This is a genomic window from Pseudoalteromonas piscicida, assembly GCF_002208135.1.
Lineage (GTDB): Bacteria > Pseudomonadota > Gammaproteobacteria > Enterobacterales > Alteromonadaceae > Pseudoalteromonas > Pseudoalteromonas piscicida_A.
Genome location: NZ_CP021646.1, coordinates 59,962 through 83,713 on the forward strand (window position 1 = coordinate 59,962; position 23,752 = coordinate 83,713).

23 protein-coding genes are annotated in these 23,752 nt (G+C 45.5%); 8 read left to right on the top strand and 15 right to left on the bottom strand.

Features of this window, described 5'->3' with window-relative positions; genetic code table 11:
- Window position 1: 1 nt before the first annotated feature.
- From folM to B1L02_RS00330, 4 genes are all read right to left on the bottom strand, one after another.
- Entirely contained in the window at window positions 2–718 is a 717-nt protein-coding gene (folM, locus tag B1L02_RS00315; protein WP_088529489.1) for a dihydromonapterin reductase, read from the bottom strand.
- A 72-nt stretch (window positions 719–790) separates the two neighbouring features.
- Complete coding sequence (nadE, locus tag B1L02_RS00320) at window positions 791–1,627, bottom strand: ammonia-dependent NAD(+) synthetase (RefSeq protein WP_088529490.1); 837 nt, start codon at window positions 1,625–1,627, stop codon at window positions 791–793.
- A 60-nt stretch (window positions 1,628–1,687) separates the two neighbouring features.
- Window positions 1,688–2,317, bottom strand: a complete 630-nt coding sequence (locus B1L02_RS00325; RefSeq protein WP_088529491.1) for a YceH family protein — start codon at window positions 2,315–2,317, stop codon at window positions 1,688–1,690.
- Window positions 2,318–2,412: 95 nt separating this feature from the next.
- Window positions 2,413–5,769 (bottom strand): ATP-binding protein, encoded by a 3,357-nt coding sequence (locus tag B1L02_RS00330; protein WP_088529492.1) that lies wholly within the window; start codon window positions 5,767–5,769, stop codon window positions 2,413–2,415.
- Window positions 5,770–5,964: 195 nt separating this feature from the next.
- On the opposite strand from B1L02_RS00330, the gene B1L02_RS00335 reads away from it, so the two are divergent.
- Window positions 5,965–8,259, top strand: coding sequence for a penicillin acylase family protein (locus B1L02_RS00335; protein ID WP_088529493.1), 2,295 nt, complete (start codon window positions 5,965–5,967; stop codon window positions 8,257–8,259).
- Window positions 8,260–8,287: 28 nt separating this feature from the next.
- Here B1L02_RS00335 and B1L02_RS00340 read toward each other — a convergent pair whose 3' ends face one another.
- Window positions 8,288–9,358 (bottom strand): GGDEF domain-containing protein, encoded by a 1,071-nt coding sequence (locus B1L02_RS00340; protein WP_088529494.1) that lies wholly within the window; start codon window positions 9,356–9,358, stop codon window positions 8,288–8,290.
- Between the two features lie 157 nt (window positions 9,359–9,515).
- Here B1L02_RS00340 and B1L02_RS00345 point away from each other — a divergent pair, with 157 nt between their 5' ends.
- Together B1L02_RS00345 and B1L02_RS00350 are read left to right on the top strand one after the other, a co-directional pair.
- Entirely contained in the window at window positions 9,516–11,042 is a 1,527-nt protein-coding gene (locus tag B1L02_RS00345) for a bifunctional GNAT family N-acetyltransferase/carbon-nitrogen hydrolase family protein (protein ID WP_088529495.1), read from the top strand.
- Between the two features lies 1 nt (window position 11,043).
- The gene (locus tag B1L02_RS00350) at window positions 11,044–11,358 is read left to right on the top strand and encodes a DMT family transporter (protein WP_010604216.1); all 315 of its coding nucleotides are present in this window, start codon (window positions 11,044–11,046) and stop codon (window positions 11,356–11,358) included.
- Here B1L02_RS00350 and B1L02_RS00355 read toward each other — a convergent pair.
- On the bottom strand, window positions 11,345–12,214 hold the full coding sequence (locus B1L02_RS00355) for a DMT family transporter (RefSeq protein WP_088529496.1): 870 nt from the start codon (window positions 12,212–12,214) through the stop codon (window positions 11,345–11,347). The genes B1L02_RS00350 and B1L02_RS00355 overlap by 14 nt on opposite strands.
- 306 nt (window positions 12,215–12,520) lie before the next feature.
- Here B1L02_RS00355 and B1L02_RS00360 point away from each other — a divergent pair, with 306 nt between their 5' ends.
- Window positions 12,521–12,907, top strand: coding sequence for an MAPEG family protein (locus B1L02_RS00360; protein WP_088529497.1), 387 nt, complete (start codon window positions 12,521–12,523; stop codon window positions 12,905–12,907).
- 24 nt (window positions 12,908–12,931) lie between these two features.
- On the opposite strand, the gene B1L02_RS00365 is transcribed toward B1L02_RS00360, so the two are convergent.
- Window positions 12,932–13,624, bottom strand: a complete 693-nt coding sequence (locus B1L02_RS00365; RefSeq protein WP_088529498.1) for a pseudouridine synthase — start codon at window positions 13,622–13,624, stop codon at window positions 12,932–12,934.
- Between the two features lie 82 nt (window positions 13,625–13,706).
- Between B1L02_RS00365 and B1L02_RS00370 the strand changes: the two genes are divergently transcribed.
- On the top strand, window positions 13,707–14,012 hold the full coding sequence (locus tag B1L02_RS00370; RefSeq protein ID WP_045964690.1) for a DUF6482 family protein: 306 nt from the start codon (window positions 13,707–13,709) through the stop codon (window positions 14,010–14,012).
- Window positions 14,013–14,015: 3 nt separating this feature from the next.
- Here the strand turns inward: B1L02_RS00370 and B1L02_RS00375 are convergent, their stop codons facing one another.
- Window positions 14,016–14,885 (bottom strand): dTDP-4-dehydrorhamnose reductase family protein, encoded by an 870-nt coding sequence (locus B1L02_RS00375; protein WP_088529499.1) that lies wholly within the window; start codon window positions 14,883–14,885, stop codon window positions 14,016–14,018.
- 114 nt (window positions 14,886–14,999) lie between these two features.
- On the opposite strand from B1L02_RS00375, the gene B1L02_RS00380 reads away from it, so the two are divergent.
- Window positions 15,000–16,340 (top strand): hypothetical protein, encoded by a 1,341-nt coding sequence (locus B1L02_RS00380; RefSeq protein WP_088529500.1) that lies wholly within the window; start codon window positions 15,000–15,002, stop codon window positions 16,338–16,340.
- 29 nt (window positions 16,341–16,369) lie between these two features.
- Here B1L02_RS00380 and B1L02_RS00385 read toward each other — a convergent pair whose 3' ends face one another.
- The 7 genes from B1L02_RS00385 to lptM all read right to left on the bottom strand — a co-directional run bounded on the left by B1L02_RS00385 (window position 16,370) and on the right by lptM (window position 22,602).
- Window positions 16,370–17,881, bottom strand: a complete 1,512-nt coding sequence (locus B1L02_RS00385; protein WP_088529501.1) for a peptide MFS transporter — start codon at window positions 17,879–17,881, stop codon at window positions 16,370–16,372.
- A gap of 84 nt (window positions 17,882–17,965) precedes the next feature.
- Window positions 17,966–18,667, bottom strand: coding sequence for an HAD-IA family hydrolase (locus B1L02_RS00390; protein ID WP_088529502.1), 702 nt, complete (start codon window positions 18,665–18,667; stop codon window positions 17,966–17,968).
- A gap of 2 nt (window positions 18,668–18,669) precedes the next feature.
- A complete protein-coding gene (locus B1L02_RS00395; protein ID WP_088529503.1) occupies window positions 18,670–19,593 on the bottom strand; it encodes a tyrosine recombinase XerC in 924 nt (307 codons plus the stop codon).
- Entirely contained in the window at window positions 19,590–20,216 is a 627-nt protein-coding gene (locus tag B1L02_RS00400; protein WP_088529504.1) for a DUF484 family protein, read from the bottom strand. Before B1L02_RS00400 ends, B1L02_RS00395 begins: the two co-directional genes overlap by 4 nt.
- Window positions 20,213–21,043, bottom strand: coding sequence for a diaminopimelate epimerase (gene dapF / locus B1L02_RS00405; protein WP_088529505.1), 831 nt, complete (start codon window positions 21,041–21,043; stop codon window positions 20,213–20,215). The genes B1L02_RS00400 and dapF overlap by 4 nt, the downstream gene beginning before the upstream one ends.
- Window positions 21,044–21,170: 127 nt before the next feature.
- Complete coding sequence (gene lysA, locus B1L02_RS00410; RefSeq protein ID WP_088529506.1) at window positions 21,171–22,424, bottom strand: diaminopimelate decarboxylase; 1,254 nt, start codon at window positions 22,422–22,424, stop codon at window positions 21,171–21,173.
- A 1-nt stretch (window position 22,425) separates the two neighbouring features.
- Window positions 22,426–22,602, bottom strand: coding sequence for an LPS translocon maturation chaperone LptM (gene lptM, locus B1L02_RS00415; RefSeq protein ID WP_010604229.1), 177 nt, complete (start codon window positions 22,600–22,602; stop codon window positions 22,426–22,428).
- A 155-nt stretch (window positions 22,603–22,757) separates the two neighbouring features.
- Between lptM and cyaY the strand changes: the two genes are divergently transcribed.
- Together cyaY and B1L02_RS00425 are read left to right on the top strand one after the other, a co-directional pair.
- Complete coding sequence (gene cyaY, locus B1L02_RS00420; protein WP_010604230.1) at window positions 22,758–23,078, top strand: iron donor protein CyaY; 321 nt, start codon at window positions 22,758–22,760, stop codon at window positions 23,076–23,078.
- Window positions 23,078–23,734, top strand: a complete 657-nt coding sequence (locus B1L02_RS00425; protein ID WP_088529507.1) for an alpha/beta hydrolase — start codon at window positions 23,078–23,080, stop codon at window positions 23,732–23,734. Before cyaY ends, B1L02_RS00425 begins: the two co-directional genes overlap by 1 nt.
- Window positions 23,735–23,752: the final 18 nt, after the last annotated feature.

Below are 23,752 nucleotides of genomic sequence, written 5' to 3' on the forward strand. Positions count from 1 at the left end.
GTTACCTCAAATGGCGGCCACCGTCGATTTGTACCGTGCGTCCTGTCATATAGTTGCTGGAGAGTATCATGTCGACACTATTGATAACTTCTTTGCTACCAGGCTCAATTCCCATAATAGACTTTTTCAAGGTTTTTGCCTTGTACTCATCACTATCGTCTTGATTAAAGATGATAAGCGAAGGTGCAATGCTATTCACTTTGATGTCAGGTGCAAACTTAGCGGCAAATGACCGAGTTAGGTTATCCAATGCTGCTTTACTCGCGGCATAGGCAATGTGTTTTGGACTGCCTTTTTCTACTACATAGTCAGTAATATGGATCACATCACTTACATCATCGTTTGCTGTCAATAAGTCGCTCAAGGTATGATTGAGCAAATAAGGGACTTTAGCGTGGATCCGCATCATATTGTCGAATAATGCTGAAAAATCAGGATTGTTGGCTTCACAATCCCAGCTCGATGCATTGTGGATGATGGCGCTGAGCGCGCCGGTATGGGCACGAATTTGGTCGTTAAGCTGCGTGATTGCTTCTGGCTCGTCAAAATCTGCCTTGATACAAATAGCACCTTGCGATGCTAGTTCATTGATAACTTGGTGTTTGGTGCGATACGTCAATATGACGGCTTGCTGTTTAGCGAGAAAGTGTTTCACCAAAGCAAGTCCAATGCGCTGTGCGCCACCAGTAATTAAAATAGGTGCAGCTGCAGGGCTCATAAGTTAATCACCTTGTGAATTGATATATTAGGGGTGGCAGGGCGAATAATTAGTTATCTCCTGCCAGCAATACTATTGTTCGTCGTACACCGTAGGAATTGGTTGACGCTTGTGTTGAGTGCGCTGATAGATAGCAATAAGCTTTTCACTCACTTCACTGCTAACGGGCTTACCTTCAAGGAAGTCATCTATATTGTCATAACTAAGTCCCAGCGCTTCTTCGTCGGAAAGGCCTGGGCGGTCGCATTCGAGATCTGCCGTTGGCACTTTATGTACCAATCCAGCTGGCGCTCCGAGAAAAGCAGCCAGTGCGCGAACTTGGCGTTTTGACAAGCCAAACAAGGGCGCCAAGTCACAGGCGCCGTCACCAAACTTAGTGTAAAAGCCTGTAATGTTTTCAGCGCTGTGATCAGTGCCGACCACTAAGCCGCGAGTCAGGCCCGCAATTTCGTACTGCGCTACCATGCGCTGGCGTGCTTTTACGTTTCCTTTAATAAAATCCACGCTGGCTTGTGATGGCAATGGAATGTTGCCACCTGCCATTGATGCAAGCGCTTGCTCGTGCATGGCATCGGCCGCAGGTTTGATATTGACTGTTAAGCGCTGACTTGGTTGGATAAACTCGAGTGCAAGTTGCGCTTCATCTTCATCAGCTTGAACACCATACGGTAAGCGCATGGCAATAAATTTATAAGCCCCAGTACCATGCTCAGCATTGAGTTCATCAATAGCCAGCTGGCAAAGGCGTCCACAGGTTGACGAATCAACCCCTCCGCTTATGCCAAGCACAAGGGTGAAGCAGCCAGAGGCTTGTAATCGTGCTTTTAAAAATGAGACACGTCGTTTGACTTCAAATTCTGGGTCAATAATTGGCTGAACTTTCATTTCGGCCATGATTGCTTCACGCATACAGGTTCCTCAATACTATCGGGGCGATAAACTTCTATTATGTTGGTGCTGGCGCGCTTTTTAAAGCCCTAAATGTGCTTTGATGGTGGCGAGTTCTTGCTTTAATTGTTCGACCTCAGCAATCAAGCTTTCGATTTCGCTGTCATTTTGTGTGCAGGTCAACGGCTCTGGCGACGTTGCTGCTGGTTCAACTACTTGATCGCCAAACAAGTGTTGATATCGACTTTCTCGCTTTCCTGGCTCTCTGGCAAGCTTAACCACATAATCATGTTCTTGCATCGCACTTAATGTCGATTCAACGTCCTGTACGGAGCTAAATTCTGCGAGACGGTTGCTGCGGGTGCGCAGTTCGCCTGGGGTTTGTGGTCCACGCAGTAACAACAAGCAGATAATCGCTTTTTGTTTTGCGTTGACTTTAAGCTGGCCAAAATCACTGTTACAAAAGCGTTGGCTATACTTGTCGACGCGACCAGACAGCCCTTCGTCGCAGGTAATTAAGCGTTTTTCTTGTAGGCGAGTCAGTGTGTCTAGCACGTCATTTTGCGAGAGTTCCATCACCGGCTCGCGATTCGACTTTTGATTGCACGCATTCGTGAGGCCGTTGAGTGACATCGGATATTGTTCTGGGGTGGTGACTTGCTTTTCGATTAAGCTACCCAGTACACGTTGCTCTTGAGTATCTAATTGCATCACTTTCCTTATTTTTGTTGTTGCTGATGAGGTGAATAACACCGTCTTGATAGTAGCAATATAATACCAATACGTGGTGCAGCAAAGTGCGTAAGCTAACTTTGTTGGACCGTAGGCGAAGGTGCCTGAGTTGTTTGCTGTGGTTTTATTTGCAGAAGTTTGGCTTTTAGCTCATCAAAGTCAATGGGTTTAGTGAGGTAGTCATCCATACCAGCAGCTAGGCATTTCTCTCGATCACCTTGCATCGCGTTGGCGGTGAGTGCAACGATCACGCTATCCTGATGAGTTTTTCCGGCAACACCTTGGCGGATTTGCTGTGCTGCCTGATAACCATCCATTACCGGCATCTGGCAGTCCATTAGAATTACATCGTAAGGTTTTCTAGATGATTGCAAGTGTGCAAGTGCTAACTCTCCATTTTCTTGGCAGACCACTTCTGCGCCTAAGCGTTCTAGCATAGTCATCGCAACAGTTTGGTTTATCCGATTATCCTCCACCAATAAGATTGAGCATTCTGACAGGAGCTCAGAACTGATAGGTGAGTCGGTTTTGACTGGTTTCGGCTTGTTTGGATCTTGGTAGTCGGAATTGAATACATGCAGTGCTGCGTATGGGGTAATGGGATAGTAGACCCGCTCACAAGAGGAAAATAGCGAGAGCGTTTCGCTACTTTGCTCTTCAACGGCAACCGCATGAACAATCTGTTGTTGTGTTAGCTGTGTTTTGAGTGCTTGTTGCTTTTTTCGCGGCGCGGCATTGAGTAACTTGGCATCCAAAATAACAGCAAGATGTGAGGATGGTTGTTGCAGTTGTGTCATGAGCATATCAAGTTGCTGTACGTGTAAGCACGTGATATGCCAAGGCTTCAGTAGTTTACTGTAGTTTGCATTGCTATCGGTAAATACATATAGCGTTGAATTATCAGACTTTTCGTGCATGGTAATGGGTTGAGCTGCTGTCAGTAGCACATTACATGAAAACGTGCTGCCCACCTGTTCTTTACTAAATGCTTGTAGGTCACCACCGAGCAGTTGAGACAATTGCTTTGCAATGGTGAGACCAAGCCCTGTGCCGCCGTATTGTCTAGTGGTTGATAAATCTGCTTGGGTAAATGAATCAAAAACTTTATTGAGTTTTTCCTTTGAAATACCAATGCCAGTATCTTCTACACTGCACCATAACCGAGTTTGATCCCCTGTTTGTTCGGTATGACAACTTAATGTCACTGAACCATCATGGGTGAATTTAATCGCATTGCTCAACAAATTATTAAGGATTTGTTTGAGGCGATTGGGGTCAGTTTGCGCGGTATGGACTTTCATGCCTGATAAATCGATATGTAGTTGGTTATTGTTGGCATCTGCAGCACGTACAAAGCCTGACAACATATTACTTAGCATTTCGATAAGATCGAACTCGACAAATTCTATCGTTAGCTTACCAGCCTCAATTTTGGAAAAGTCGAGAATGTCGTTAATGATGGTTAGTAATGACTTCGCTGAACTATGTGCTAGTGACAGTTGATGTTGCTGAGTTGTGGTGAGTTGTGAGTGCATGACGAGCTCAACCATACCCATTACACCATTGAGTGGGGTGCGTATCTCATGACTCATACTGGCCAAAAATTCGGCTTTCATTTTGGCGGATTGTTCTGCTAAGTCTTTATCAATGATGGCTTGGTTTTTCGCTTTTTGATGGGCTTTATTGATAAAAAGGCTCCCCAACATGGCGGCGATAGACTTCATTAAACGGATATCGCTTTGACCCCAAGCTGGACTCACGACGTCGTACTCTGCACAAAGAACGCCTAAGGGTTGATTTTTATGACTGATAGGGCAGCAAAGCATCGCCTTAATTTCAAAAGGTTCAAGGTAAGTTGTGGTGAGGGCCATCGTTGCAGGGTGGTTTTCTGCTTGCTCTGCTGCAATTATTTGGTCACTCTCAATCCCATTGAAAAACGCTGGCGCCATTGCTTTTCGCCAAGGGGGAAAGTGTATTAAGTTATCCATTGCTGCATTTGAAAAACACACTGGGATCAGCTGGTTTTTATCCTCATTAAATTGCCAAATGCTCACTTTATTAACCTCCACTCCTTTTTTGCAGGTATCTGCACAGAGTGTGAGTGCCTTATTAAGATGGTTATTTAGGATGGCTTCGTGAGAGCTCAAATAGGCTAGGAGCTCATTATTTTTGGCGAATTTATCATGTTCCATCTCCATGATTTTGCGTTTATGAATATTTTGAATGGAACCAAAAATGTGAGTAGTGCGTTTGCCGCGGCGAACAGCGCGTGCTTTCACTAGCACCCATAAGTCATCCATATTTTGGGTTTGGATGATAAACTCTTCTTCGAACTCATTGCCTGTTTTTATCAGGTCATCAACACGGTCTTGCAAGCGCTTTCTGTGCAAACCTGCTTTGAAAAACTCAGTAGTATTCATCCAAGTGGGCTGAAATTGTCTTGGCACGCAAAAAATGCTGCGGGTGACGTCCGACCAAATAATATCGCGCGTATTGACGTCAATCTCCCATGCACCAACTTCTGCGAGTATGCCCATATTAGTAAGTGATAAGGCATTGCGTTGAAGTTGCGATAGCAGTCGAGTGATAAAGATAAATGCGGCAATAAAGATGATAATCAGCGCGATGATAGCCAAGCGAAAAGGCCATACCGCGGTTGCCGCTGGTTGCCAGCCAATGCGAGGTACTGCGTAGAGTTCCCATTCACCGGAGGGCACGTTAACACTAAATGCGATGGGGGCAAGCGAGTGGATATTGCTGTTGCCATAAAAGTAATCTCCTTCTCGGCCTTTGCCATCGACACCTTGAATCGCAATCAGATATTGACTTTCTAATGCGGTAAAGTTTGCTTGTTGATACAGGCTATCCATATCGAGCACGACAGAGAGCAATCCCCAGAAGTGAGCTTTGTCAGTGTAGACTGGAACTCTTGCGATTAAGCCTGTGCCTCCTTGAAGCAACTCTAGCGGACCCGCCATCACGATTTCGCGACTCTCTTTGGCGAGTAATGCACCGTATTTTTGCGTCGGATGGGTTTGATAGTCTAGGCCTATGGCTTTTTCATTGCCTTTCAAAGGGTGAATATAATCGAGCTGCATATCTGGGGCCGCCCCGATATTGCGAAGGATTTGGCTACTATCGAATAAGGGTTTTGCGAGCTGTTCGAAGCGAGCTTGAGATAGCTCTGATTGACCGGAAAGGGCGATGCCTAGCCCTCTAACAAGTTGTACATTTTTTGCCAGAATACCTTCTATCTTGGTGCGGTATACATTCACTTCTTCGGTCGAGCGGCTCTTTTCTATCGCGACTAAGCGGCGATAGTTTACTTGATCGACATACCACGCCACCGCGATAATCACGACGAGCAGAAGCCAGAAGCTATATTTCACAAAGCGAAACTTAAGCGGTGATGTCGATAGTTCGGAGATCATGGTGCTTCTGTGTTGAAGACGATGATTTAACTATAGTTCAGTCCTCGCAAATCGAAATCTAATTAAACAAAATAAAATGCTTTAACTTGATTGTCTTATAACTGTGACAAAGTCGAGAATATTGGTTTATTAGCCAATGACATGCTATATGTTCTAGGCATAAATTAGCGCTGGATACATTGTTGAAGGATGGTCATGTTTACTTGGATTAAACGAATAGTTGTCGTTCTGCTGTTATTGGTATTGCTTGGAACTGCGAGCATATATGGCTTGCTTGCGTTGAGTTTGCCCGCATTGGATGGTAAAGGAAGTACATCGAAGATAGATAATACAGTAACGGTAGCGCGCGATGCCATGGGGCAAGCTGTGGTGTCGGCTGACACCCGAGCCGATGCATCGTATGGATTAGGTTTTGCGCATGGTCAGGACCGTTTCTTTCAAATGGACTTGCTGCGTCGCAATGCCGCAGGTGAGTTGAGTGAGTTATTTGGCGCGGCGGCAATTGACCTTGATGAAAGCATGCGTTTCCATCAATTCAGAAAACGGGCAAAGCTTATCGTGATGTCCTTACCAGAGGCGCATAGGCAAATCCTTGAGCGTTACACACAAGGGGTGAACGATGGGCGAGTACAATCTGGTTTCACCAGTTTTGAATATCTGCTTCTAGGTGCAACTCCTGCACCATGGCAACCAGAAGACAGTTTACTCGCTATTTTTAGCATGTATCTAGACTTGCAAGCGGGTACTTATGAACGCGATGAAACGCTAATTGCCCTTAAGCAGCAATATGGACAAGGTATGCTCGATTTTATCTTGCAGCCCAGTCAATATCAGGCTGCTTTAGATAACAGTGTACTTACGGCATCGCCGGTCACTATTCCTGTACTACAGCAGCAAATCGTGCAAGCTCAGCCATCACATATTGCCGATGTACCGCTCTATGGCAGTAATAATTGGGCGGTAACCGGTGCGCTCACGAAGACCGGGGCGGCAATGCTATCCGACGATATGCACCTTGGCTTAAATGTGCCGTCGATTTGGTATCGCGCCCAGCTTAATTATCAGGAACAAGGCAGTGCAATTCAGGTAACTGGGGTGTCGTTACCGGGCGCTCCTGCCATTGTTGTTGGGAGTAATAATCGTATAGCGTGGGGGTTCACCAATGGTTATTTAGATACTGCCGATTGGATTGAGCTCGACGCAGACGCCAAGACGCAGTTCATCGCCGAAGAAATTAAACTGCCAGACGGTGCAAGCCATACTTATCAATTGGAAATGAGCGCATTCGGTCCTGTCAAACAACTTGGAGATAAAAAGCTAGCGCTGAGCTGGGTTGCTCATCAATCCTATGCGGTAAACTTAGAGCTGGTGCAACTTGAGCGATTGACCGAAGTTCAGCAAGCAACAGCACATGCTAAAAAGGTGGGGATCCCAGTACAAAACTTGATGGTGGTAGACAGCAAAGGGGCAGCCGCTTGGACACTGATGGGGGCTATTCCTGCACGCAAAATGGCTCATGACACGGCTTTAAAAGCAGATGAATATGAGCAAGCGTGGCAGAACAACGAACAAGTTCGCCCGGTTGTGCAAAACCCTGAAAACGGCAAACTGTGGACGGCAAACTCTCGAGTGGTTTCGATAGCAGACAATCAAAGATTTGGTGACGGCGGCTATGCGTTAGGTGCACGCGCCGTGCAGATCCAAGAAGGACTTTTGGGTCAGCAACAATTTACGGAAGCGGATTTTTATCAGCTGCAATTGGACAATCACGCCAAGTTTTTAGCGCCGTGGCACAAACACCTAGTATCCTTATTGCAGAATCAAAATTCCGCATCTTTTGAAAATGATATTTCGCTCCTTAATGACTGGCAGGCGTGTGCTTGTGCCGATTCTGTCGGTTACACTTTAGTGAAAGCCTACCGCAATGCACTGATCGACACACTTTACGCACCCTTGGAGCAGCACTTAAACACGCAAAAATTGTCGCTGAAGCCGATTAAACGTTATCTTGAGCCTGGACTTTGGCAGCTTTTAACCGAGCAACCAAATAGCTGGTTAGGCGAACATGATTCTTGGCTTGAGTTAGAACTGGCTGCTTACAAGCTTGCCAAGCAGCAACTTAGCGAAAGATATGGCAGTAATATGGCAGCTTGGCGTTGGGGGGATGTTAATGCACTCAAGGTGCAGCATCCGTTCTCAAAACAAATACCAATGCTGAGTGGTTTATTAGATATGCCGACTGCACAGGCCTTTGGTGATACTTTTATGCCCGCAGTGCAAGGTAAGTCTTTCGGCGCGTCACAGCGCTTTATCGCACAACCCGGTCACTTAGAAAATGCGATTTTAACGGTTGCTGGTGGACAAAGTGGACATCCGCTATCACCGTTTTATCGGTCTGGCTTTGCTGATTATGTCAAAGGGGAAAATACCCCCTTATTACCTAGCGAATTAACCCACCAGATAGTGATTACGCCAATTTCGTCTAAGTAAAACCGATATAGTGGACTTATGAGGGAGTTTAGCTAACTCCCTCCGATACGCGCAAAATTGGTGCTGCAGTAATGCGGTTGCGTCCTGAATGTTTACTGTCATAAAGCGCTGCATCTGCATGCTGAATGACGACTTCAAAAGATTGACTGGGGTCCCAACTCGCAACGCCAAAACTCATAGTGACCTTAAGGATTTCGTTTTCAAAGCTTGTGACTTCAATGGCTCGCCGTAACTTTTCCATACGCTGCATTGCTTCTCCGCTAGAACAAGGTGCCAACACGATTAAAAACTCTTCACCGCCCCAACGGACGGCAATATCCGCAGGGTGAATATGTGATTTAATCGTTTCGGCCACGCATTTTAAAATTTGATCTCCTTTGTCATGGCCAAAGGTGTCATTGATTTTTTTGAAGTGGTCAATATCCGCCATCACCAAGCATAAAGGAGAGTGAGTGGAGATGCAGTTTTCTTTAGCATGGGTGATTAACTCGCGCGCATAGCGCCGGTTGAACATTTGTGTGAGCGGGTCGTGTGCAGCGAGTTCCTCTAATTTGTCCCTTTGTTGCACCGTCATTTTGCGTATGTGGCTGATCGTGTAGATCATTGGAATGCCACATATGAGCACATTGGCAAAATGTACATAGGGAATTAACTGTTGATAGCGATATTGATAGGCAATATCACCAAACAATAATTCTAAGACTGCGAATAGCGTGATGAGCACTACGGAATAAATAACGGCATTACGTAATCTGAGTTGGTAATCTAGCAGCATGAGGCAAGACACTGTCCAGAGATAGTATTGAAATCCGAGTGACATGCCTAAATAGGCACATACCAGTGTTGCATGTATGGCGACTTCAAGACAGAAAACCCGCAGTGCAATAGAGGGCTTGTTGGCATCAATGAGTTTAATGCCAGCGTACCACATCAGCACGCTACCTACGTTTACCAAAGCAAGTATGGTCACCTCTAAATGCCAGAAAACACCAATAAGCCCAGTGTGGAGCCACATACAATACACAGCCACACGTCGTAATAATGCAAATTTTAATGCTTCTACTTGGTCTGGTTTGCTATAAGGGTGGTATTTAGTCAAACGTAAGCTCTTGTGGTATTCACAATAGAATAAGTATAGAAGCTCTATTTTGATTTGCTGTTTATTTGGCCTAAGCTCAGGTTATTCGCTCAGCATTCAGCAAGGTTCGCTGTAGTAGAGTGAGAGATAGTTAGATAACATAAGCTTTGGAGTTGATATGTCTATAGAAAAAGCGCGGATCACGCTATGTAACCTAGAAAAGTCCGACTACGATCAGGTCAAATCATTAATGGACGAAGCTTACCCTGATCTCGGTGGTGCGTGGCCTAGTCATACGATATTTAGGTTGATTGACCAGTTTCCTGAGGGACAGATCGGTGTAAAAGACGGTGACCGTCTCGTCGGTATTGCACTTAGTGTTCAAGTTGACTATCAAACCTTTTCTAATCCGCATACCTATGAAGAGATTGTTGATGCGCATAGCCGAATTTTTAGTGATAGTAATGCCGATGCACTGTACGGACTTGATGTAGTAATAGCTAAAAGTCACCGTGGTCTACGCCTTGGTCGTCGACTTTATGATGCCCGCAAAGAGCTCTGTCGTCAGTACAACTTGCGCGCAATTTTAGCGGGTGGTCGTATCCCGCTTTATAAGCAATTCCGTGGCAGTATGTCGCCAATGGAATATATAAACAAAGTCGATCATAAAGAATTACACGACCCCATTCTAAGCTTCCAACTTGCCAACGACTTCCAAGTAAAGCGACTGCTTAAACAATATCTGCCGGAAGATCAGGACTCCGAAGGCTATGCAACCCTACTTGAGTGGAATAACATTCTCTTCGAGCCTACCGATACCGTGATAGAAAGTAAGAAAACCATCGTCAGAGTGGGGGCGGTACAGTGGCAAATGCGCCGGGTGGAATCGGTAGAGGAGCTAATGAAGCAGGTTGAGTATTTTGTGGACACGGTCTCGGATTACCAAAGTGACTTTATCCTGTTCCCTGAATTCTTCAACGCGCCACTAATGGGGCTTGGCAGCTATAGAAATCAGACCGAAGCTATCCGTGCATTGGCGACATATACTGAGCAGTTCAGAGCCGCCATGTCGCAAATGGCGATTGAGTACAATGCCAATATTATTACCGGCTCTATGCCGCTACTTGAGGGCGACAAGCTCTACAACGTCAGTTATTTGTGCCACCGCTCCGGCAAGGTCGATGAACAGCGTAAAATTCATATTACTCCTCACGAAGACTATGACTGGGTTATCAAGGGCGGTGATAAAATTGAGGTGTTTGATACGGATGCAGGTCGGGTAGGGATCCAAGTATGCTACGACGTGGAGTTCCCAGAGTTATCGCGGATTATGGCTGAAAAAGGGTTGGATATTTTGTTTGTACCATTTTGGACTGACACAAAAAACAGTTACTTACGAGTCAGACACTGTGCGCAGGCGCGGGCGGTTGAAAACGAATGCTACGTCGTTATTGCAGGCAGTGTTGGCAACTTACCTCAGGTAGAAAGCCTAGATGTGCAGTACGCGCAGTCAGCGGTGTTGACGCCGTCAGACTTTGCTTTTCCTCATGATGCCGCACTTAACGAAGCAACACCGAATACGGAAATGCTTTTATTCAGTGACTTAGACTTAGATAAACTCAAAATATTGCATAGTGAAGGAACGGTGCGTAATTTACGAGACCGAAGGAAAGATTTGTATTCTGTGGAGCTGAAACAAAAATAGTATGGCGTGGGTTTATTTGATTATGGCTGGCCTGTTTGAAATTGGTTGGCCTGTGGGTCTGAAAATGGCCCAACAAGCTGATACGCGCTGGTTAGGCATAGTGATAGCCGTTGGTTTTATGGCTTTGAGTGGATGGATGCTATGGCTAGCACAAAAGCAAATTCCACTGGGCACCTCATATGCTGTGTGGACGGGTATTGGTGCGGCAGGCACATTCTTAGTGGGTATCTTTTTTTACGGTGACCCAAGTAGTTTTATGCGCTACTTGGGCGTTTTACTTATCATCAGTGGTGTGGTGGTACTTAAGTTAGCATAACCAAAACAGCAGCGACGGCGATAAGTAACAGTCCCATTGAGTCACGCTTCTTTACCGGTGCTTTGAGCCATAAAAATGAGATAAGCAAAGTGAAAAACACTTCGATTTGACCGAGTGTTTTTACGTAGGCTACATGCTCAAGGCTCATTGCGCTAAACCAACCTATAGAACCGATACAGCTGCTGACACTAATTGCTACTGTCAGTTTTCGACGTTGCCACAGTACGCGCCAAGAGTGTGGCTCTCGCATCATTATATAAATGCTCAACATCACAGTTTGGCAAACGAGCACCAACAGTAACACCCATGCTGCACTGTGAGGAAAAGGTAGACCCGATGCGATACTGGCTTCGCGAACCCAAAGTGAGGTGAGCGCGAAGCTTGTTCCGCAGGCGAGTCCTACAAGTGCGGTTTTACCATTGAAGGCTCGCAGGCTAAAACCACTCAATAACAACACGGCGATGGCGCCGATAAAGACACCAAACCAACCAAGTAAAGTTAAGTGTGAACCAAAAAAGAGTACGCCCAAAATTGCCGCTACGAGTGCCTCACTCTTCGCAAGTCCAGCACCTATGGCGTAATTATTCTGCTTAAACAGCACCACCATTAGCCCCGTCGCGATGATCTGCATGATACTGGCACCTAGCACATAGGCTAGAAAGTCATCGTTAATGACGAGTGGCTCTGCGGGAGCGATATGGTAAAGGCTCCAAAGATATAACCCCGCGAGTGGGCTGGCTAATATAAACCGCGCCAAGGTGACGCTGGCTGTGGAGGCATTTTCACTCAATTTGCTTTGAAAGGCATTTCGCCAAGCCTGAGAAAAAGCAGCTAGTAAGGTGAACAAAATCCACATGAGAGGTGACTCTACAATGCTCGAATGTGCATCAGCATAACGGATCGGAGCGAGTCTGAATAAATGAATTATCGTGATAGTGAAAATAATTCAATGTGTATTCAAGATGCTGGGTGACTTTTCTCTTGTGATTGGCGTACTGCGACAATTTGCCACATGGTCAATTTTCAATGTCACGATATGATTAAGGTCGATGCTACGAGGTTTGGCCATAGGTCTGAGTGTGTATACTGACTTATGGCTTCTCTTTTTTGATCTATTCTGTTTTACTGAACGTTAGTAATGAAAAGGTTAAAGGAGTATCTTGTGGATATATTAATCATCTGTGCAATTCTTGCCATCTTACTACCTTATTTTGCCAAAATTCCTGTGGCAGTGGCAATGAACAAAGAAGGGGGCTATGACAACAAGCACCCGCGTGAACAGCAAAAGAAACTGACTGGGCTGGGGGCAAGAGCACTGGCTGCACATCAAAACTGTTTTGAGTCATTAGCCGTGTTTGCTGTTGCTTTGGCCGTTGCGTTTGGTACTCAAACCTATACTTCTCTTGTCGAATGGCTAGCCATTGGCCATATTGTCGCTCGAGCATTATATTGTGTGCTGTATTGGGCGAACATTGACGTGCTGCGCTCCATTGTATGGGCGCTAGGGCTCGGCTCTGCTATCGCCATTATCGTGGTATGTGGATTGTAGTCCCTTTTTTGGGTGACTCTGTACTCAGGTCAACTGAATTAACTCTGCTGAAATCTCTTTTACTTCGGCAGAGTCAACCTTTAGCTGTGTCAATGCCAAGTTTGCTATGCGCACTCGGAATAAGTCGATAACCCGATAACCACAGTAGTGTGCCATTCTTCTTATTTGGCGATTGAGTCCTTGTCGTAACACTATTCTAAAGCGGTCATGTGCGATTTGTTCAACGGTACAGGGGAGGGTTATTTGGCCCTTTACGGGCACGCCGGCTGCCATTTTAAGGCAAAAATCTGGGTCCAGAGGCTTATCGACTTGCACCTCATATTCTTTCTCTTGATGATGGTCTGGGTGGATTAACTGCTGACACAGTGCTCCATCATTGGTGAGTAGTAGTAAGCCTCGACTGTCTTTGTCTAGCCGACCTATCGGATACACACGACACGATTTTGGTAGTACATGGTAGATACTTGCTGGATCATCGGGGTTCACTTTGCAGTCTATACCAACAGGTTTATGGTAAACAAAGAGTCTTCTCGCTTGCGGCGGTGCGACCGATTCACCATCGACCATAATGCAATCGGTCAAATTGATGTGATCTATGTGGTTGGCCAAACGACCATTTACGGTCACTCTTGCAGTATCAATTAAGCGAGACGCTTGTCGCCTAGAGCAAACACCGCAGTGGCTGAGATATTTAGCCAAACGCATCGGATAGGACATAGACATCCACATGATCAAAAAGAGATAACAGCGCGTATTGTAGGGCAACAGACTGTTTGGATCTATGCATGGGGGAATATCAATGGCCATTGCGTTTTCAAAGTTAAAACAGCATCAACCGCTGCAAAAGGTAATAGTGCATTCCATTGATTTAGCGCTTTATCAAGTCAGCGTGCTTATTAATAACGTGGAATATTATGTTACGGAAGAAAATGGTGAGTTTTTAAAAGCGCATAATCCGCTGCAAATTCAAAAACGCCTGCTTGATATTAGTTACATGGAAATGGTGATTAGGCATCAAAGCGCTTATGACGAGATGGTAGGGCACCCAGTATCAGCCAATGACAATACACTGGAAGTGCCCTTTGGTCGTAATAACCTGTTTTAAGCGTTATCTGTGTTTAGCAAGTACTTCACTCACAGCGGTTGCAAAATCGCGTTGGTGAGCGATCCCCATGTTAATCAATCTTGTGTCTTTTAGGGCACAATTTTGTGGTCTTGTGGCATCGTCACTCGGTTGGCTCAGCGGCACGAGATCTTGCGTCGGTAGCTGCAAAGCCTGCGCCATGACCAGCGCCATTTCATACTTCGTTAATGCTTGATTGCCACTGATATGAATAATCCCACCAAGGCTAGGCTGTGCGATAACATCTTTGAGCGTTAGCGCAATATCATTGACGTGGGTGGGGTAGCGAATGGCCCAGTGATCGTGACTTGAAGCGGAGTCGGCTAACAGCTGTTTTGCAATAACGGTTACCGCAGATTCTTCCAGCGCTTTTACCTCGCCGTATAATACTGGCACTCGTACTATGGTGTGTAATGCGCTATCCGCCAGTATTGCACGTTCCGCAGCTTGCTTGGTTTGGCCGTAGAAGTTCACAGGATTAGTGATATCTGTTTCAACATAAGGTGCTGAGGTGCCATCAAACACATAGTCAGTACTAATAAAGAAAAACCGAATATCTCTTTCGCGGCAGGCTTGGGCTAAAAACTCGGTTGCTGCAACATTGAGCGCAAGCGTTGCCGCTTGGTCTCGCTCACATTGCTCTGGTCTACGCTCTGCTGCTGCGTGAATAAGTACCTCTGGGCTATGATTATCTAAGAAATCTAAAACCGAATTGTGGTCAGCCAAGTCAAGTTTGTGAAGTGGCGCGGCTGCTCGGCTAAAGCCACATCCTAAAATCTCGTGGGTACTACTTAGCTCTTGGCAAAGTGCGCGACCCAATAAGCCCGTTGCACCAGTGATCATGACTTTAGACATAGAAAACAGCATCCTTTTTTAAAAGAGCCAGTACAGTAGCAAAGTCGGAAGAAAAACTACAGATTTGTATCAGATTACGCTAAGGTTGGGATAAGGCTAAAAAAGGGACAAAAAATGAAAAAAAATATTTTGCTAACTGGTTTGTTGACGGTGAGTGCGCAAGTGAGTGCGACCCAAATATTTGCGAAAAATAGTGATTGTGTCACTGATGAAAGTAAAGCGCCCATTGAAATATACAAGCAAAGCTCAAAGTCAATGCGTTTGTTGGGAGGACAAGAGGCGAGTAATGGCGAGCTATCAGATGTTGTCACTGTACTGCTTGACGATGTTAGATTGTCACTATTTGACGCATTATCTGAAGAAGCTAAAGCGTTTGAAAAAGGTATAATTATTAAAAATGCTTCATTTAAAAGAACGGCTGATGGGTGGTCGAAAAGAGCTGTTGTATCCGGGAAAGTTGTAGCTCAGCCCGTTTTATCTTGCCATTATACTGAAGTACTCACAGCAAAAAACACCGAGCTGATATCTGGTGCTGTTTTTTCATCCAAGCCAACTACCCATTCAATAACTTATAAAACAACGATTGATCCGCACAAAAGTCGACTCAAGCCAAAGCTAACAGAGGTACTTGATACTTCTGTTACTAGGGACCGAGTATTTGGTATTAAGCTCGGAGACTCTTTTTCACAAGCGGAAGAGAAAGTAGGCCGTTTTACGATTCAATGGCCAATTAATGCGTATCAAAAGTTTGCATTTATTGGTCGCAATAATGTGTTTTTATTTGAACATGATAGGCTCGTGGGGTACCAATATGCATTCAATCTTCTTCCTATCAGTCTTGCAAATCTAATTGATATTTATGATGTTGCTCTTGCGACACCACTAAGTCACCAACATACTCAAATTGCAAATCGTGACTTGGATGAGGTGACGGTTTCCGAACTTAAGGAAAAGTTTCCTGACATCAAGTTTTTTGTTGAGGGGAGATATACGACCGATCCAAAAACCAAGCTATCATCCCTCACCATAGGCAAAACAGAGATTGCGAAACCAATCACTCCTGCATGCTGGAGTGGTCAAGAAGATATCGAATCCTTTATTGCGAAGCATCAGGGCGGCTTAATACGATGGTATGGTCTTGATAAGAAAACGCTATTTTACACCGGATGTAATCAGTTAATTGAGCAAAGCCAATTTGGTCGAGTGACAGGAGTTAAGCTGTTAGAGAGTTGGTCGTTAAGCAATGCAAATTTATCTGGGTTGACCGCGATATCGAATGCTCTTGCCCCTTGGCAATTCTATGGAGTGAATTATCTTGATCCTGAAAGTCGAGCGTCTCAAATAGGTTCTACTGAAAATTTATATGGCACTATTGAGGTAGTAAACTCTGATTGGGTCGGTCACTTCAAATCTTACGATGGTCAGCTTGTTTCTGCTGAGTTTGAAAAGATGTAGGAGCCATCACTCCTACACCTCTAATTTATTTAAGCCGTTTGCTCTGTTAGCGGCTTTTCAGATTGCTTTTCCCAGTGCCTGGTTTTCAGACCAAGTACACCAACAAATACACCAATACCGATCGTAAATAGTGCAATTTGCAGATAAAGATTGGGTAAGTCTTCGATATTATTAGGGTCAAAGCTACCCGCAAGCAGGCCCGAGAAGATATTACCAATTGAGTAAGTGAGTACGAAAACGCCCATCATTTGCCCAGCAAAACGCTTGGGTGACAACTTACTTACTGCGCTTAACGCCACAGGACTTAAGCAAAGTTCACCCACGGTGTGCAAAAAGTAAGTGGTGATCAACCACATCGGTGCTACTTGTAGGCCTTGAGCTGCATATTGGGAAGCGAAAAACATCACAATAAATCCGCTCGCCATGATGATCAGACCAATCGCACATTTCACGCTATAGGTTGGAGTGATCATGCGCTTAGCCAAGTTAATCCATAGCGCAGCAAAGAAAGGAGATAACACGATAATGAAGAAAGCGTTGGCTGATTGGAACCAAGCGGTGGGAATACTAAAGCTGCCTATTAAGCGGTCCGTATAATCACGAGCAAAGAGGTTAAGCGAAGAACCAGCTTGTTCGAAACCAGACCAAAAACAAGTGGAAGCAACACACACTAAAAAGAGTGCCCACATCCGGCGTTTTTCATCGGCATCAAGATTACCGCCAAAGTAGATATAACCGTAATACAAAAAGAAAGTAACGGTAAAGGCAATCGCGACATATTTTGCGAGCTCTACAGGGTTAATCACAAAAATACCTGTAAATGCCGCTGTCGTTATTGCTGCAACAGCTACAATGACTAAAGCAATCGCCCCCCAAGCTTTAGCACCTTGACTCCCCGTCATTGGGTTAGTTGGCGCATTGCCAACGGTAGCGATGTGTTTGTCTGTAAGGCGATAGTTTACTAAACCGATTGCCATGCCTACAGCAGCTGCGCCAAAGGCCCAGTGCCAGCCAACGTTTTCCATAAAGTAACCACATACCGCATAGCCGATCACCGACCCTAGGTTGATCCCCATATAGTAAATCGCGTAGCCGCTGTCACGGCGGTTATCTTCATCGGTATAAAGCTGGCCAACCATGGCACTGATATTTGGTTTTAATAAACCGGTACCACTGGCAACAAAGATAAGGCCAACAAAAAAGGAAAATTGACTGGGGATGGCAAGAATGATGTGGCCGCACATGATGATAATGCCGCCGTACCAAACCGCACGTTGGCCACCCAATAAACGGTCCGCTATCCAACCACCTGGTAAACCTAAGAAATACACTGAGCCAGTATAGAGGCCATATATTGCGGCGGCGGAGGCAACGGTAAAGCCAAGGCCTTCTTGCTGCAAGGTAGCCGTCATGAAAAGTACTAACATGGCGCGCATGCCATAATAACTCATTCGTTCCCACATTTCCGTGAGAAACAGAGTTTGCAGGCCTTTTGGATGACCAAAAAAGCCTGTATCACTTGTTGTGTCCTGTGATGACATATTTCACTTCCATTATTATCGTTTTTTGGAAGTCAATATTAGTACGTTATTCAAGCACCGAATGCAACCGCATGAAAGGAAACATTACATCATCTTTTTTAACATTTGTATGTCATCGATTTCCACATTGGCTAATCCTTTGTACTGGTATGGTGCAAAGTGATTGCGAAGCCAAACGCTAGGGCAGCCGGCACGGTGTGCTCCCTGCACATCGGTATCTAAGCTATCGCCGACATGTAAAAGTTGATGTGGTTTAAGGTTAAAATGCTGGCAGGCAAGCTGGTAAAGCTCTGGGTGAGGCTTGGCGCGGCCATCAATTCCGGCGCGAAGCACTAAGTCAAAACTATCGCGAAGATTAAATTTATCTATCTCGACATTACCATTAGTGATAGCAATAATGTGATATTGACTGCGTAACTGAGCAAGCAGGCTGATGACGGCGTCGCTGACCGTGATATTACTGCGGGCATCGGCAAAGGATTGGTAGGCTTGTAGCGCGTGCTGTTTACTTGTTGCGGCATCAAACCCCAGTGCAGAAAAGCCCCACTCAAGTGCCACTTGACGCCACTTTGTCACATCTTCTGCAAGCGCACTGTTTTGTTTGAGCGCTTCGTTTCGGCATTGAGACCAGAATGATCCCCCTTTCGCTTGCCACTCGGGAATAGTATTCAGGTGCGCTGTCATGGCGTTAACGGCCGCCATGATAACAGGCCTGTTGTCGTATAGCGTATCGTCTAAATCAAAACTGATGGCGGCAATGCCTGAAATGGGCTTATTGAATCGCATTGTTACTCGTCTTTTTGCTTTTTCGCTCTTGGGTGAGCGCTATCATACACTTTTGCTAAATGTTGAAAATCTAAATGGGTGTAGACCTGAGTGGCGGATAAGCTGGCATGGCCAAGCATCTCTTGTACCGCGCGCAAGTCACCGCTGGATTCTAGCATGTGGCTGGCGAACGAGTGCCTCAGTTTATGGGGATGAATAGGTGTACTAACCCCTTGCTTTAGACCCCATTCTTTCATTCTTGCGCGGACATGGCGAGGGCTGATCCGGCGCTTTAATTTGCTCACAAAAAGCGCAGGTTCTTCCAACGTTGCAAATTGCGGCCTTATTTTGAGCCAATCAGCTAGCGCGTTTAGCGCTTTGCCGCCGACAGGCACAACACGCTCCTTGCCGCCTTTACCAAGCACGCGTATTTCACCGTCTTTGACATCCAATAGGTTTGCACCAACCAACTCGCTTAATCGCAAACCACTGGAATACATTAATTCCATCATGGCTTTGTCACGAATGGCAAGCGCATCATCTGCCTGAATTTCGAGAAGTTGTCCCATTTGGTCAACATCAAGGTTTTTTGGGAGTGGTTTTTGAAACTTAGGCCCTCGGATCCCTTGCGCGGGATTGACGACAGCCTGTTGCGATTGTGACTTGAGCTTAAGAAATTTATATAAGCTCCGAACACAACTGAGTTTAAGGTTGATGGTTCTTGGGCTGTAATTTTGACCGCGAAGCTTCATGCTGTAGCGGCGAATTTGCTCGCCACTGACTTCAAGCCAAGAGGAGGCGTGGTCACAAAAATATTGCGCTGATTGGAGCAGCTGAGTTTTGTATTGGGTTAGTGTATGTTCTGAATAGTGCTTTTCGTGGCGCAAGTGTGCCATAAAGGCGGTTACTGGTTGCGTCCAATCTTCCGATAGTGGTGTTAGGCTCATGCCAGCGCTTCGAGCTTAAGCGATAATGTTTGAATAAAAGCCGTGATCAACATATTGTCATGTTGTGGCGAAAAGTGTTCTGATGAGCGGCTGGCAAAGGCCAGAATAAAGCGACCTTTGTCTGACGCATCAACGCGGTAAAGTGCTACCGAGCCCACTTCAATATCGGCAAACAAGAGTTCAGTTTGTGACTGACTGAGTCGTCCTAAGTAGCTGTTGTTAGCGCTCAGTTTGGCTGATACTAGCTCCAAAAGCGTGTCATCGATGTTGATGAGTTTACACGCTTGGATGTCCGGGTGGTCCTCAAAGCGCTGTGCTAACGTATGATTGATAGCACTCAACTCATTACAACGCATGATAGCCAATTGGCATTCACTCAACTGCTTGAAAACCAGCTCGTTGGCTTTTGCGTAATGGATCATGTCTTTGATCTGTTGCTGTAGTGAGTTGACTTCGTCGCGGAGCATCCGCTGCTGGTGCAAAGCAAGGTTTGGGAGCCCTTGCTGCTGGTGATGTAGCTGCAAATCCAATAGCACATAAGGGTGCCTAAGCAAAAAATCAGGATGCTTGCGCAGGTATTCAATGACTATTTGTTCGGTTGAATTTGCTTCTTTTATGGTCATATTGCGATTTGCCCGTCAAAAACATGCTCTGCAGGTCCGGTCATTTTAACCACCTGACCTTGACCGCCCCAACGTATCTGAAGACTGCCACCTGGTAAGTCGACCCTAACGGTTTCCTCTAACTTGCCTTGCATTATGCCGGCAACAACGGCGGCACATGCACCAGTGCCACAGGCAAGGGTTTCGCCAGCGCCACGCTCCCAAACACGTAGCTTAACGTATTCACGAGAAACTACTTCCATAAAGCCAATATTGGCCTTTTGTGGGAAACGTTCATGGTGTTCAAGGAGTGGCCCGAGTGTATCTACCTCAGCAGTTTCTACACTATCGACAATAATCACGCCATGAGGATTACCCATAGAGACAGCACTGCAAAACACCGTATGTTCGTCGGCTCTTAAAATATAGGTGTTTTCTTGCTTGTTTGCACGAAATGGAATGGCTTGTGGGTTAAAGTTCGGTTTGCCCATATTCACGGTAACTTGGCCGTCTTTTTCGGTATACAGGGTGATATTGCCGCCCTTTGTAGAGACACAAACCTTGTGTTTGTTCGTTAAGCCCTTCATGCGAACAAAACGAGCAAAACAGCGCGCACCGTTACCACACTGCTCAACTTCGTTACCATCCGCATTGAAAATACGATAATGAAAATCTAAGTCCGGGGAATAAGGCGCTTCAACCATCAACAGCTGATCAAAGCCAATTCCAAAGTGGCGATCTGCTAACTTCTTGATTTGGTCTCGAGACAAAAACACATTTTGGGTGACATTATCTATCACCACAAAGTCGTTGCCTAAACCATGCATTTTTGAAAAGTTTATAAACATAGAGTGGTTATCTTTTGGTATAAAACCATGGCCTCACTTTGCTAATACTTTGCCATGGATACCTCGACTAGGGAAGCGGCTTGGCATTAAGCCTTGCTTTGTACCCCTAGGACGTATCCAAGTCGGATTATTGTGGCAGTAGTTGCTCAAATTGCCACAGAGACTCTAACGGCTCTCTTTGGCGGATTAGATGGTGTTGGTTGTTATCAACCATGACCTCTGCACAACGGGGCCGTGAGTTGTAATTTGAACTCATGGTAAAGCCATACGCGCCTGCACTGCGCTGTACTAACAAGTCGCCAGCCTTAATTTTAAGTACTCGGTCTTTACCTAGAAAGTCACCCGTTTCACAAACTGGACCAACCACATCGTAATTTATCGCGTCAACGTCGTCTCGCGGTGTGACTGGTACGATATTTTGCCACGCTTGATAAAGCGATGGTCGTAACATGTCGTTCATGCCAGCATCAACAATGGCAAAATGTTTATGCTCGGTTGGCTTAATAAATTCGACTTTAGTCACCAGCACACCGGCATTGGCGGCAATCGCACGACCAGGCTCAAAAATGAGTTCTAGATCATTGAACTGCGCCAATCGCGCTTTAATCTCTGCAGCATAAGCACTCGGATGCGGCGGTTTTTCACCGTCATAAGGCACGCCAAGACCGCCACCAATATCGAGATGATGCAAGTAAATTCCCGCTTTTTTGAGTTGAGCGATTAGGGCCAACACTTTGTCTAAAGCAGCTAAAAATGGATTAACCTCAACCAACTGAGAGCCAATGTGGAAGTCGATCCCAACCACTTTTAAACCCGGTAGGGCATAAGCGAGCTGGTAAACCTCAAATGCGGCTTTGATATCAATACCAAATTTGTTCTCTTTTAACCCAGTTGAAATATAGGGGTGCGTTTTTGCATCGATATCTGGGTTTACACGCAATGAAATCGGCGCAATCTTATCTAGTTTGGTTGCCACTTCACTGATACGGTGAAGCTCTGCTATCGACTCAACATTAAAGCATTTAATACCAGTCTCAAGCGCAAACGCGATTTCATCTTCCGTTTTCGCAACACCAGAAAAAACGACTTTTTGGGGATCTCCCCCTGCTTTTAGCACTCGCGCAAGTTCACCCTTCGACACGATATCAAAACCAGAACCAAGCTGAGCCAAGACGTTCAACACGGCGATATTTGAATTCGCCTTTACTGCGTAGCACACTAAGTGGGGATGACCGGCTGCGGCATCCGTAAAAGCGTGATAATGCCGCGCTAAAGTCTTCTTCGAGTAGACATAGCAAGGAGTGCCATATTGCTCGGCGATTGTGGTTATGGCGACCTCTTCAGCGAATAGTTCGCCATCTTGATAATTGAAATAATCCATTTTAACGCTCCTGTTGTTCTGCTTCAGGCTGGTTTGCTTGTGCTGCTTTCGGTTGGTTTGATTTTTTAGCCTGTTGCTCAGGCAAATAAAGCGGACCGCTTTGACCGCAACCCGATAATCCGATTAAAGTAGTAAAAACAAGTGCCGTTACGCTAAATTTATAAGGTGTCGCTTTCATTAGATAATTCGTGTCAGTGCCTTTATAATCGCAGAGTAACAGAATTGATAAAAAAAGCAGCTTTTCGCTATTGAAATTTCGTCTTCATCAAATTGCTCAAATAGCGAGTTAAGCTTAGGCACCATGCCGCAGTGCGTCAGTAAGAGGAAATCACGATGACAGAAAGTGAATATCATGAGTTAGCCGATGCGCTAATGTTGACTATTGAAGAGCAGATCGATGATTGTGACGCTGATTTAGATTACGAATCAGCATCGGGAATTCTAGAGATTATTTTCCCTGACAAGAGCAAAATTGTGATCAACAAACAAGCACCATTGCACCAAGTCTGGGTGGCGACTAAGTTTAATGGTCATCACTTTGAGTTGCGTGGCGAACAGTGGATTGATAATCGCTCAGGTGCTGAGTTTTGGCAATTTATGAGCGACGCGGCGACTAAACAGGCAAATATCGCAATAGAGTGGCAGCACGATTAATGTTGGAGTTTGTAGATTATCCTGCCAAAGGACAACATAAAGCGAGTATTATTTGGCTCCATGGTTTAGGCGATTCAGGTAACGGCTTTTTACCCATTGCCTCTGAGTTGAACCTGCCTGACGAATTGGGTGCACACTTTATTTTCCCACATGCGCCAGAGCAGCCGGTAACCATAAATGGTGGCATGGTGATGCGTGCATGGTATGACATTAAATCATTTGATCTGGATAAAAGAGCGGATGAGCAAGGTGTGCGAGACTCATCTGCTCAGGTTGAAGCGTTAATTCGGGCAGAGTTAGATAAAGGCATTCCAGCTAACCGCATTATTCTAGCTGGTTTTTCTCAAGGGGGCGTGATCGCGCTACATCTTGCACCGCGTTTAACTGTTAAACTGGCTGGTGTCATGGCACTATCAACTTATATGTGTGTGCCTGAAAAGCTCAGCGCAGAAGCACAGCAAAGCGAGCTCACTATTTTTATGGCGCATGGCAGTGCTGATCCTGTTGTGCCGATGTTTGCAGGTGAGCTCGCATTTAACACGTTACAACAGCAAGGCTATGAAGTGAGCTGGCAAGACTACCCAATGGAGCATCAGGTCTGTCTTGAAGAGTTAAAAGCCATTCGCGCTTGGTTAATTACGAGATTGAGCGATTAATAGTAAGTGGTATAAGGT